This window comes from Brucella rhizosphaerae, assembly GCF_002252475.1.
GTDB lineage: Bacteria > Pseudomonadota > Alphaproteobacteria > Rhizobiales > Rhizobiaceae > Brucella > Brucella rhizosphaerae.
Genome location: NZ_NNRK01000015.1, coordinates 16231 through 29363, shown reverse-complemented (window position 1 = coordinate 29363; position 13133 = coordinate 16231). Strand labels below are relative to the sequence as shown.

Genomic DNA, 13133 nt, shown 5'->3' with positions numbered 1-13133 from the left:
GGGTAGCTTGGGCGCTTCATCTGTTGACCCGTCTTCCACCAGAGCAGTCTCTGGTGGAAATGGCGATGATGGTGCAAGCGGTATCTTGTCTCAAAATCAGAATGCAGGCGGTGGTGGCGGCGGCGGCGGCGGCGGTACAGGTGTTCTGTCGTCTGATACCAGTCTTGAGAATAACACGACTATTAATGGCGGTAGCGGTGGTAGTGGTGGCACGAGCATAACAGCCACTGCCACCGCGGATACCAGCGGCGGTAGCGCGGGCGACGGCGGTGACGGCGGCACAGGCGTTTATTACGACAATGCTACGGCTGTTCAGAATGCGGGCACAATTCGTGGCGGCGCCGGCGGTGCAGGTAATGTGGCGGCCGTTGGTCAAGATGTAAGATTTCCTGCCGTGGTAGCTACACGGGACGGCGGTACAGGCGGCGTTGGTGGCATGGGTGGTACGGCAGCTATCTTCAATGACGGAGTAAGTGTCAGAAATGCGGGCTCGGGTGTGATCGGCGGCGGTACAGGTGGGGCCGGTGGCGCTGCTGGTCGCGGAGGTAATTCCGATGGTTTTTTAGGAAACACTCCCAGCAATGGTGGAGATGGTGCAGCGGGCGGGAATGGTCGAGATGGTGGCAATGGCGTCCTCGTCTCAGGTGGAGGCACTCTGGACAACAACGGTTCGATCAGTGGGGGCGCTGGCGGGCAAGGTGGTAACGGCGGGAACGGAGGTTATGGCATGTCATCCGCCGGTTCCGGCGGTGACGGCGGCAATGGGGGAAATGGCGGCGTAGCAGTCACCTTTTCGACAACAGCAACCATTTTCAACACAGGGCAGTTATCGGGAGGACAGGGTGCTGCGGGTGCTGATGGCGGTGGTTCCGGTAGTACCCAGGGAGTCAACGCGCGGTTTTCAGGACAAGGAGGAGCAGGCGGTAATGGCGGGATTGCCTTGCAGCTTTCCGGTGCGAATAACTCCGTGTCCAATACTGGTGGAACGATTGCCGGTGGTGATGGCAACGATGGTGGTACTGGTGGGGATGCCTCCTATGAAAGGAGATACGCAAATCACGGCAGCACTGGCAACAGCGGAGATGGGGGCAGGGGTGCTGACGCTATCGTGCTTGGTGACACAAGCACTGTCTTAAACATAAATGGCACCATGCGAGGCGGCAATGGTGGAAATGGCGGAAAAAAACCAAGTGCAGCTGCTGGCAATCCGCCGCCGGGTGACGGTGGCCTTGGTGGGAATGGCATAACGGCCAGTCAAGGCGGTACCGTCACAAATAAGGGTACAATTACGGGCGGAAGAGGCGGAACCGGGGGGCTGAAATCGGACGGGACTGCCAGCACATGGGCTGCCGGGGGGTATGGTATTCTGTTGTCAGGTGGCGGTGGCAAAGTCATAAATGCAGGAACGATCAGCGGAGGGCTATACGGCAACGGTACTGATCGGACATATGCGGTCAGTTTTACGGGCGGCAACAGCACTCTCGAGCTACATTCCGGTTCGGTTATTACCGGTGATGTAGTTGCTCAGGGAACTGGCAATACGTTCATTCTCGGTGGCGATGATGACGATACATTTGCGGGCAGTGTGAGTGCCACGACCACTGGAACAGAGCAATACCGGGGATTTCAAACCAATGCCAAGGATGGCGCAAGCACCTGGACGCTGATCGGCGACTATAATGGCTGGACGATTAAACAGGGTGTGCTGCAGATTGGTAACGGCGGAACAACTGGCAGTGTATCCGGAGATGTTATTACTGGTATAGACGCGACTACGAAAGGCACGCTTGCGTTCAATCGCTCTGATAGTGTTGTGTTTGATCACCTGATTTCCGGCACAGGCTTTGTCGAGCAGAAAGGTCCAGTGGACAGCATAGTCACGCTGACCGCCGACAACACCTATACGGGTGGCACGATAATTTCGTCTGGCACATTGCAGCTAGGCAATGGTGGCACGACAGGTAGCATTGAGGGTGATGTAGCCAACAATGGCACGTTAGTCTTTAATCGTTCTGACGGCCTGACGTTTTCCGGCCTTATCTCTGGTACAGGAGCTCTCACACAGACTGGTCCCGGTGCAACCATTCTGACGGGTGACAGCACATATACGGGTGGCACGATAATTTCGTCTGGCACATTGCAGCTGGGCAATGGTGGCACGACAGGCAGCATTATGGGTGATGTGACCAACAATGGCACCTTGGCCTTCAATCGTTCTGACGGAGTGATGTTTTCCGGTCTCATCTCGGGTACAGGCTTTCTCTCTCAGACTGGCTCCGGTACGACCATTCTGACTGCCGACAACACTTATACGGGTGGCACGTCGGTTTCGACTGGCACGTTGCAGCTGGGTGATGGCCATGTGAGCGGCAGTATCAAAGGTGGTGCCTCGATTGCTACCGGTGCGGCACTTGCCTTCAATCATTCCGATGCTGTGGATTTTGATGGCAGTCTGAGTGGTGCCGGATTACTAAACCAGATGGGTTCCGGTGCACTTTCCCTGAATGGAGACAGTTCCGTCTTTACAGGCAGAACATCGGTCAGCACGGGTACGCTTCTGGTCAATGGTGCGCTTGGGGGCACGGTTGAAGTGGCCTCCGGTGCAAGCCTTGGCGGCACAGGTACCGTCAAAGGCAATGCCACGCTTGATGCGGGCGGTGCTAATCTTGTCGGTCGTGAAGGCCAGACGCTGACCTTTGATCACGATCTGACGCTTGCTGCTGGCAACAATGTCAATGTGGTACTGGGCGCACCAACCACCAATGGTCTGTTTAATGTGCACGGCAATCTGACACTGGATGGCACACTGAACGTAACGGATATGGGCGGGTTTGGTCCCGGGCTTTATCGCATCTTCGACTATGACGGTGGTTTGACCGATAACGGGTTTTTGCTAGGTACTGTTCCGGGTGGTGATACGTCTCAAATGACGGTTCAGACCGCAGTCCAGCATCAGGTCAATCTGGTCAATACAATGGGCGTGACGCTCAACTTCTGGGACGGCGATGATCCTGCCAAACATCGCAATAACAACATCGACGGTGGCAATGGCATCTGGAATGTGGCCAATGATGACTGGACGGGCAGTGACGGGCAGGTCAACGGTTCATGGGCGAATGGCCAGTTTGCTGTCTTCACCGGTTCTGCGGGCACAGTCACTGTGGATAATGGTGGCGGTACCGTATCGGCCAGCGGCATGCAGTTTGCTACAGATGGCTATCGGCTTGACGGCGATGCTCTGACCCTTGCAGGGGATGCAACACCGATCATCCGCGTGGACAAGAATGCGACGGCGACGATTGCCGCTGAGCTTCAGGGCACGCAAGGCCTGAACAAGAACGACTTCGGTACATTGGTTCTGACGGGTTTGAACACCTATACGGGTGGGACGACCGTGAATGAAGGTATCCTGCAACTTGGTGATGGCGGCGCATCGGGCAGTATTACCGGTGATGTGGTGCTGGCACGCACAGCCTATGATTATGGTACACTGGCCTTCAACCGCTCTGATGCAGTTAATTTTGACGGCGTCATCAGTGGTGAAGGCGAAGTGCTGCAGCGAGGTGCGGGCACGACAACCTTCTCAGGCAATAACAGCTTCTCTGGTGGTTTGACGGTTTCGAGCGGAACAGCGCAGGCTGGCATTGCAGACAATGCCTTTGGTTCGGGCCGCCTGATAGTCAATGCGGGAGCAACCGCTGATCTTAACAACTTCAACACCACAGTCCGGGGTCTGCTGGATGGCAAGGATGGCGGCGGCACGGTCTCGCTTGGTTCAGGCACACTGACGCTCAATCAGGATTTTGACAGCATATTCTCTGGCACGTGGTCAGGAACCGGTGGTCTGACCAAGAACAGCTCCGGGTCACTGACCCTTGCAGGCACCAGCAGCTATAGCGGTGCGACGCAGCTTAATGGCGGTACGCTCAGACAGGGTGCCAAAGGAGCGTTCAGCGGAGCCTCCGCCTATTCGGTCAGTGCAGGCAGCAGCCTTCTCCTGAATGGCTTTGATACCGCAATGGTCTCGCTTTCCAACAATGGCCTGACCGACTTCGGCGGGAATGGCGGAACGGTGCTGAACGTGGCTGGCAACTATACGGGCAATGGCGGGATGCTTGTGCTGAACACGGTGCTTGGAGACGACAGTTCGAAGACTGATCTTCTGAAGGTTGGCGGGGATACGTCGGGCACAAGCACCGTGAAGGTGAACAATCGCGGTGGCATGGGTGCGAAGACCAATGAGGGCATCAAGATCATCTCGGTTGGCGGCCAGTCCAATGGCACGTTCAATCTTGCAGGTGATTACACCACGAAGGATGGCCAGCAGGCGGTTGTGGCGGGGGCTTATGCCTATTCACTGCATGAAGGTGGTGTCAGTTCGCCTGCGGATGGCGACTGGTATCTGCGCAGTGAGCTGAAGGACGGCACAGGTCCGATCATCAATCCCGGTGTACCGCTCTATCAGGGGGCGGTTGTCGCCATGCAGACGCTCAACAAGCTGCCAACGCTGCAACAGCGTGTTGGCAATCGCTATTGGGATGGGGCAGCCAATCCGGTCATCGAACAGGGCGCGGATGCCATCGGCACTCCGCTTGTCTCCTCCGAAGAAGCTGGTACGGCGATTGATCAGCGCGGCATCTGGGGCCGCATCGAAGGTGCGCACAGCCGTCTTGAACCGAATGGCTCTGGCATGAAGCAGGATATCAATACCTATCTGATGCAGGCGGGTGTGGATGGCCAGTTCTATGAGGGTGAGAGCGGCAAGCTGATCGGCGGGATTACAGGCCAGTATGGCAATGCGCATTCCGACATCTCGTCGCGGCAAAGCGATGGTGATGTTGAGACACAGGGCTGGGGTCTTGGCGGAACGCTGACATGGTATGGCGATCATGGCTTTTATGTCGATACGCAGGCGCAGGCCAGCTGGTACGACAATGACTTCAATTCAACGACTGCCAACAAGAGCCTTGCCAATGGCCGCAAGGGCTTTGGCTATGCGCTGAGTGCCGAATGGCGACAGTCTGACAGGCCGCATCGGGATCTCGGCCGATTACCGCAATGCATGGCGGGATGCCAATGGCCTGCTTACCCGCACAAACGTCTATGGCATTGCCAATCTGTATCAGGAGTTCCTGGGCGACATGAGTGTGAAGGTTGCGGGGACCACGTTCGGGACCGGTGATGACAAGACCTGGGGCGGGCTTGGAGCTGGTGGCACATACGCCTGGGCTGATGACAAATACGCGCTTTATGGTGAAGGCTCCATCAACACCAGTCTCACCAACTTCGCGGACAGCTACAGCCTCAAAGCAACAATCGGCTTCAGAACGAAATGGTGAGCGGATAGTTCGCAAGCAACACGCACAGCAAGAGAACTATGGCCCCGTTTCCGGGGCCATAGATTTGGAGACCTCAAGTAAACAGATATCTCGTTAAAGAGAAAATCTACACTTTACTGCTGCACCTCAAACGCAGTGCCGCTTCATAAGAAAGCAGCCCGAAGGCTGTTGAACTATGCCTCACAGATTGGGAGATGAGTACTTTTCAAGCAAAATTAAACCGTATCTGGTACGCGAGTGGCGGTTTCCCTTAGGATTAGCTCGACGGGCCAGAGTTCATGGATATCGGCAGGAGACTTGCCGTCAAGAATATCCATCAACATGTCCGCACAACGTTTACCTGCGGCACGCATCGATGAGCGTGTTGCTGTGAGTGACGGTACCATATTGTCTGCACTCAGAAATGAAATCACATCATCATGTGCGATCACGGAAATATCTTTGCCAATCGTTAAACCAAAAGAACGTGCCGCTCGATAGATGCCCAAAGCAGTCATCATCGAGCCCGCGACAAAGGCAGTCGGCCTCAAATCGCGCTCTAGGAGTTTCCGCGCCAAACGATAACCGATTTCGTCGGTGAAATCGCCGTGCTCGACGAGACCAGGGTCAAACTCAAATCCCTTTTCTTCGAGCGCTTTTCGATATCCAATGTCCCTATCAAGTGAGAACGTAAAGCCTTGGCGACCATTGATCATAGCAATACGGCAGTGGCCAAGATCAAGCAGGTGGGTCGTGGAACGATAAACTGCACCTTCATTATCGATATCAAGCCATGCATGAGGCACATCGATTTTTGATCGACCATGAACGAGAAAAGGCATGCCCAGTTCACTTAGCAAACGGATGCGTTCATCGTTGGGCTTTGGGGATGTCACGATTATAGCGTCGACACGCCGACTCGTCGCGAGACGCCGGCACAGTTCAATCTCGTCTTCTGTGCCGTTGTTTGCTATCGGACTGACAAGGATATCGACCTCATCTTGGCTTAGCCGTTCGGCCATCCCACGCATAAATTCGGCGAAGTGAAACTCACTATTACGCCCCATCACAACGCCAATGGCACCAGCACGACCTGTTACAAGTCGCACGGCGTTGACATTCGGACTATATCCCAGCCGCGCCGCTTCGTCCCTCACGCGCATGCGGGTTGTTTCAGCAACTTCCGGATAGCCACTGAGTGCACGACTGACGGTTGTAGCGGAGAGTCCCAATTGTTTGGCGAATTCGCGGAGTTTCATTTGGCCTAACGGTTTGGAGCATTGGTAAGGTGGTGGATTATAGTTACTTCCTTGCGATTAACAATTAGCAGGACGCTCACATGAATATCAGTCCGGTTTGAATTATGAAACAGAACCAAACCGTTTTCAAGTTAATCTGAAATTCTTGTGTAATTAAAGCGTTTGAACTGACCGGTATGACTTTGGCTTGCGCAAGCGAAATAAATTATCATATTGATAAATAAGTATAATATTAATGAACTTTTAAATCGTCGGTACCCCAAAAAACAGCGACTTGACAGATTTGAAGCCTTCTGCAACCTTTTCAGCATCCAAACCGTTTTCGATTTAAACGACCGCTTGCAGAATGGATGGGAGGAGGGAACAATGAAAGCTCTTAAGGGCGCACTGACGGCTTGTGTTGCATTTGGCTTTGCCACAGCATTTGCTCATGCGGCTGAAATTTCGATTGCAGCCAATTCAACCGGCAACAACATCAAATTTTTGCAGGACCAAATTACCAAATTCGAAAGGGATACGGGCAACAAGGTTCATATTGTTTCAATGCCGCCTTCGAGCAGCGAACAATTCAGCCAGTATCGTCTATGGCTTGCTGCAGGCAATGCAGATATCGATGTTTATCAGACAGATATCGTTTGGGCACCACAGCTTTCAGACCAGTTTATTGATCTGACCGAAGCCACGAAAGATGTAACGGGAACCCATTTTCCATCGATCATCGCGTCTCAGACGGTAAATGGCAAGTTGGTTGCCTTACCCTTCTATACCGATGCGCCCGCATTGTTTTATCGCAAAGACCTACTGGAAAAATACGGAAAATCGGTCCCGAAAACATGGGATGAGATGACTGTTACCGCCAAGGAGATCATGGACAAAGAGCGGTCCGACGGCAAAGCTGATCTATGGGGCTTTGTTTTTCAGGGCAATGCTTATGAAGGCCTGACTTGCAATGCACTTGAGTGGGTCAAGTCTTCCGGTGGCGGCCAGATTGTAGAAGCCGATGGAACGGTCTCAATTAATAACGAACAAGCAGCTGCTGCGATTGATCGCGCAAAGGGTTGGATCGGCACGATTTCGCCGCAGGGGGTTCTTGCCTATCAGGAGGAAGAGTCCCGTGGTGTTTGGCAGACTGGAAATGCGGTGTTTATGCGCAATTGGCCCTACGCTTACGCGCTTGGCAACAATGACGATAGCGGTATAAAAGGCAAGTTTGATGTAGCGCCTTTACCTGCGGGAGCAGAAGGCGAAGCGCCATCTTCTACGCTTGGCGGGTGGAATCTTGCTGTATCCAAATACTCCACCAAACAGGATGCTGCGATTGCTTTGGTAAAATACCTGGCTTCACCAGAGGTCCAAAAGGTGCAGGCAGTGGAAATTTCGCGCTTGCCCACCATTGAAGCGCTTTACGACGATAAGGAAATTATTGCAGCACAGCCGTTCATGGCAAACTGGAAACCCATCTTCCAAAATGCGGTGCCGCGTCCTTCGGCTGCGACGAAAGTAAAATATAATGAAGTCTCGTCGAAATTCTGGACTGCCGTGCACAAGACCCTTTCGGGAAGTGGCACTGCTGCGGAGAATCTCGAAATGCTTGAAGTCGACCTGACGGAGCTCGAAGGCTCAGGCTGGTAAGCACTTATCAAGCCGCGTTCGGATCAATTCCCAAGCGATCCGAACGCACAATTTTCAGAGTAAGCCGTACCCAGAGGAAGATCATGACAGAGACTTCTGTTGATGGACCAAGAGTGTCGAACGGTCGTCGGCAATACTCGGATTTGCATACCCAACGCATTCGTTCAGCGTGGCTGTTCCTCGCGCCAACGTTGATTGTTCTGGCACTTGTGGCCGGCTGGCCGTTGCTTAGAACCATCTATTTCAGTTTCACAAACGCTTCACTTACCAGTCTCGCGACAGCAGAGTTTGTCGGTTTCAAAAACTACTTAACATGGATCACGTTAAAGAGCGGACGTACGGTTTATCGTGGTCTTCTTGTTGATCCAGCGTGGTGGGGCGCTGTCTGGAATACGATCAGATTTACAATCTTTTCGGTTGGTCTCGAAACCATCTTCGGCTTGATTGTAGCACTCGTGCTCAATGCAAGATTTCCCGGGCGAGGGCTTGTGCGCGCGGCGATCCTGATCCCATGGGCTATTCCAACAATCGTCTCAGCGAAAATGTGGGGCTGGATGCTCAACGATCAGTTTGGCATTCTCAATCATATATTTCTCAATCTCGGCCTCATAAGCCAAAAAATTGCATGGACTGCCAATCCTGATACAGCGATGATCGCGATCCTGATCGTTGATGTTTGGAAAACGACCCCGTTCATGGCTCTGCTTATTCTTGCTGGTTTGCAGATGGTTCCATCCGATGTCTATGAAGCTGCAAAGATCGATGGCGTGCATCCGCTCAAGGTGTTCTGGCGGGTAACCTTACCACTTATTCGTCCCGCGTTGATGGTGGCGATTATCTTCCGCATGCTTGATGCACTGCGTATTTTCGATCTCATCTATGTACTGACACCTAATAATGCGCAGACCAAAACAATGTCGGTTTTTGCCAGAGAAAATCTCTTCGATTTCGATAAGTTTGCCTATGGTGCAACCGCATCTACGATGCTGTTTCTCATCATTGCAGCCATCACTGTGCTGTACATGTTCTTTGGACGTGTAAACATCGGTGGAAGAGGAGAATAGACATGCATCATCTCAAGATGTTCAGCTTCTATCTGCTGGTTTTGATCATTATTATTGTTGCAGTATTTCCGTTTTATTATGCGATCATAACGAGCTTTAAATCGGGAACAGCCCTCTTTCAGGTCGATTTCTGGCCGACGAACGTTTCCATAAGCAATTATGCTGGTGTTCTCACTCAAGGTAGTTTTCTTCGAAGCCTCGGCAATTCTCTGTTTATTGCAACGATTGTCGTTGCCATTTCGCTGCTTCTGGCAGTCACCGCATCATATGCGCTGGCTCGGGTGAATTTCCGTGGGCGTGGCTTGTTACTGCTGACCATTTTGTCGGTATCAATGTTCCCGCAAATTGCGGTGCTCGCAGGTTTATTTGAGCTCATCCGGTTCCTCGGGATATTCAACACACCTCTGGCTTTGATCTTCTCCTATATGATTTTCACGTTGCCGTTCACGGTTTGGGTTCTGACGACTTTCATGCGCGATCTGCCGGTAGAAATCGAAGAGGCAGCGATTGTTGACGGCGCATCACCCTGGATCATTATCACACGTGTGTTCATGCCACTCATGTGGCCAGCACTGGTAACAACAGGGCTGCTCGCATTTATCTCCGCATGGAATGAGTTCTTGTTTGCACTCACTTTCACGTCGTCTGCGGGCCAGCGCACAGTTCCGGTAGCTATTGCGCTCTTGTCTGGCAGCAGTCAGTTCGAAATCCCATGGGGCAATATCATGGCCGCATCGGTCATCGTAACGGTTCCCCTTGTCATCCTTGTTCTCATCTTCCAGCGGCGGATCGTGTCCGGTCTGACGGCGGGCGGCGTGAAGGGGTAGGAGTTTATATATGGCACAGCTTCAATTGCGCGATGTACGCAAATCATTCGGGAATTTTGAAGTCATAAAGGGCGTCGATATGGACATTCGCCCCGGCGAGTTCATGGTTTTTGTTGGTCCGTCCGGCTGCGGGAAATCCACACTTCTGCGCCTCATCGCCGGTCTTGAGGATATTACCTCTGGAAGTCTCTCTATCGACGATACGGTAGTTAACAGCTTAAGCCCGTCCAAACGCGGCATTGCCATGGTGTTTCAATCTTATGCGCTATACCCGCATATGACTGTCTATCAGAATATGGCCTTTGGCATGCAGCTTGCGGGCAAGGACAAACATGAATGCAAGCGCCGCATCGAACAGGCGGCAGAGATGTTGCAGCTAACGCCTTATCTTGAACGCTTGCCGCGTCAGCTCTCAGGTGGTCAGCGTCAGCGCGTTGCAATTGGGCGCGCCATCGTTCGGGATCCGAAGGTGTTTCTGTTCGACGAACCTCTATCCAATCTTGATGCAGCACTTCGTGTGGCGACGAGACTGGAAATCGCCAAACTCCATCAGAGTATGGAAGATACAACCATGATCTATGTAACACATGATCAGGTGGAAGCGATGACACTGGCTGATCGCATCTGTGTGCTGCGTGACGGGCGGGTGGAGCAGATAGGGACACCGCTTGAACTTTATGAAAAACCGAATTCGCTTTTCGTCGCGGGCTTTATCGGCTCACCCAAAATGAACCTGTTGAATGGACAATATGCGGAGCAATTCGGGACATATACGGTTGGACTACGACCAGAACATCTCCAGGTTGTCGCAAGCGGCGGTCAGTGGAGTGGCCACGTGATCCACACTGAAATTCTGGGGTCAGATACATATGTCTATATTGATCTTGGCCTCGAAGAACCGCTTGTGGTTCGTGAAAGTGGTGTGTCGATCCGCAAGGCCGGTGATTTGCTATCAATAGCGCCGACCGGTGAGCGTATCCATCGATTTGATGAAAATGGGCGCGCTCAGGACGGATAGGCAGCCTTTCCAATAAAAAGTCGTTTCTTGGAACAATAGCGTTCAAGCGTTGGTTTCATCAACAGGCGTGCGCGTCAAAGCTTTAATTGAAACAAAAGGCTGATAAGCCGCAAGCAAGGAGAATACCCGTGTCTATCCGCACTATCGTCTGGGGTGAAAATATTCATGAGCAGATTAATGAAACTGTGCGCTCTGTTTATCCTAAGGGAATGCACAACACGATTGCAGATGCGCTGAATGCCGATAGCAGCATTGAAGCGACGACAGCCACCTTGCAGGAACCGGAACATGGTCTGACAGAGGAACGCCTTGCCAACACGGACGTTTTGGTGTGGTGGGGTCACAAGGATCATGGTGGCGTAAACGACGAAATTGTTGAGCGCGTTGCCAAACGCGTGTTTGAGGGTATGGGGCTGATCGTGCTTCACTCAGGCCATTTTTCAAAAATTTTCAAACGGTTGATGGGGACACCCTGCGCGCTGAAATGGCGTGAAGCAGGCGAACGTGAGCGTGTCTGGGTCGTCAATCGCGGACATCCCATTGCGCAGGGGCTGGATGAGAATTTTGTGCTTGAAAACGAGGAAATGTATGGCGAGCAATTTTCAGTCCCTGAACCGCTCGAAACTGTATTTATCTCATGGTTTGCGGGCGGTGAGGTATTCCGTTCGGGTCTGACATGGCGCCGTGGAGCAGGCAATATCTTCTATTTCCGCCCCGGTCACGAAACCTACCCGACATACCATGATGGAAATGTGCAGACTGTGCTCCGCAACTCAGTCAAATGGGCTTACAATCCCCAGCCTGCCTGGACGGATATTCACACGGCGCCCAATGTCCCTGTAGATCAGGCTTTGGAGCCAATTGTGGAGCGCGGCCCTAAACTTCATAAAGCTGGCGAAGCCGGATATCGTTGAGGTGCATGATGCGTCTTCTTATTCTAGGAACTGGCGGCATGGCAAAGAACCATGCCGAGGCCTTCAACGCCATAGATGGTGTCGAGGTGGTTGCAGCTTGTGACGTTTCGGCGGAACGCGTTGATGCGTTTTCTGAAAACCATGACATTCACAACCGCTTCACGCGGCTTGAGGATGCTCTTGACTGGAACCAGTTTGATGCCGTTGCAAATGTAACGCCAGACGCGATTCACCATCCGACATCTTTGGCGCTCATTGGTGCGGGCAAGCACATCTTCTGTGAAAAGCCGCTCGCTGAGAGCTACGAGAAAGCCGCTGAAATGGCTGATGCCGCAGAGCAGGCGGGCATTATCAATATGGTCAATCTCACTTATCGCAATGTGGCACCATTGCAGAAAGCGCGAGAAATCGTAATGTCAGGAGAGATTGGTCAGGTGCGCCACTTTGAGGCTTCTTATCTGCAAAGTTGGCTTGTGTCGAAAACATGGGGTGACTGGAAAACCGAGAGCAAGTGGCTCTGGAGACTGTCCACGCGCCATGGTTCCAACGGCGTTCTTGGCGACGTAGGCATTCATATTCTTGATTTTGCATCCTATGCAATCGGCAGCGATGTCGAGCGCGCATCAGCGCGACTGAAAACCTTCGATAAGGCCGAAAACAACCACATCGGCGAATACGTGCTTGATGCAAACGATAGTTTTGTGATGATGGCGGAGTATTCGAACGGGGCACTGGGCGTGATACATGCCAGCCGTTGGGCAACGGGGCATCTTAACGAATTGCGATTACGCATTCACGGAGACAAGGGTGCGTTGGAAGTCATTCATACACCCACGGGTTCGACCCTCCGTGGCTCGATCGGCGAAGATATCGAGAAACCGGTCTGGCGCGATATTGAAGTAAACCCGGTTGAAACGAATTATCAGCGTTTTGCCCGAGCGGTAGCTGATGGTATAGGATTGGAGCCGAATTTCCGCCATGCTGCAAATCTCCAGCGTGTCCTCGATCATGCGATGCGTGTTGATCAGCCTTTGCCGCAGGTGGTGAACATATGATTGGTCTAAGCGGTGCCTGAACCTGTATTGCGCAGCTGAAAGAAAC

General features: G+C 52.7%; 9 protein-coding genes. 8 read left to right on the top strand and 1 reads right to left on the bottom strand.

What is annotated here, in order from left to right:
* Positions 1 to 7 precede the first annotated feature (7 nt).
* Together CEV32_RS23800 and CEV32_RS23795 are read left to right on the top strand one after the other, a co-directional pair.
* A complete protein-coding gene (locus CEV32_RS23800; protein ID WP_268876659.1) occupies positions 8 to 5182 on the top strand; it encodes an autotransporter outer membrane beta-barrel domain-containing protein in 5175 nt (1724 codons plus the stop codon).
* Positions 5142 to 5339, top strand: coding sequence for an autotransporter outer membrane beta-barrel domain-containing protein (locus CEV32_RS23795; protein ID WP_208620782.1), 198 nt, complete (start codon positions 5142 to 5144; stop codon positions 5337 to 5339). The genes CEV32_RS23800 and CEV32_RS23795 overlap by 41 nt, the downstream gene beginning before the upstream one ends.
* A 215-nt stretch (positions 5340 to 5554) precedes the next feature.
* Here the strand turns inward: CEV32_RS23795 and CEV32_RS02070 are convergent, their stop codons facing one another.
* The gene (locus CEV32_RS02070; RefSeq protein ID WP_094573791.1) at positions 5555 to 6577 is read right to left on the bottom strand and encodes a substrate-binding domain-containing protein; all 1023 of its coding nucleotides are present in this window, start codon (positions 6575 to 6577) and stop codon (positions 5555 to 5557) included.
* 366 nt (positions 6578 to 6943) lie between these two features.
* Between CEV32_RS02070 and CEV32_RS02065 the strand changes: the two genes are divergently transcribed.
* The 6 genes from CEV32_RS02065 to CEV32_RS02040 all read left to right on the top strand — a co-directional run bounded on the left by CEV32_RS02065 (position 6944) and on the right by CEV32_RS02040 (position 13087).
* Complete coding sequence (locus CEV32_RS02065; RefSeq protein ID WP_094573790.1) at positions 6944 to 8209, top strand: ABC transporter substrate-binding protein; 1266 nt, start codon at positions 6944 to 6946, stop codon at positions 8207 to 8209.
* A gap of 83 nt (positions 8210 to 8292) precedes the next feature.
* Positions 8293 to 9273 carry a carbohydrate ABC transporter permease gene (locus CEV32_RS02060; RefSeq protein WP_094573789.1) on the top strand — a complete coding sequence of 327 codons (981 nt, stop codon included), beginning with the start codon at positions 8293 to 8295 and terminating at the stop codon, positions 9271 to 9273.
* Between the two features lie 2 nt (positions 9274 to 9275).
* Positions 9276 to 10100 (top strand): carbohydrate ABC transporter permease, encoded by an 825-nt coding sequence (locus CEV32_RS02055; RefSeq protein ID WP_094573788.1) that lies wholly within the window; start codon positions 9276 to 9278, stop codon positions 10098 to 10100.
* Between the two features lie 10 nt (positions 10101 to 10110).
* Positions 10111 to 11118, top strand: coding sequence for an ABC transporter ATP-binding protein (locus CEV32_RS02050; RefSeq protein ID WP_094573787.1), 1008 nt, complete (start codon positions 10111 to 10113; stop codon positions 11116 to 11118).
* 86 nt (positions 11119 to 11204) lie between these two features.
* A complete protein-coding gene (locus tag CEV32_RS02045) occupies positions 11205 to 12032 on the top strand; it encodes a ThuA domain-containing protein (RefSeq protein ID WP_374883673.1) in 828 nt (275 codons plus the stop codon).
* Positions 12033 to 12040: 8 nt separating this feature from the next.
* Complete coding sequence (locus tag CEV32_RS02040; protein ID WP_094573785.1) at positions 12041 to 13087, top strand: Gfo/Idh/MocA family protein; 1047 nt, start codon at positions 12041 to 12043, stop codon at positions 13085 to 13087.
* Positions 13088 to 13133: the final 46 nt, after the last annotated feature.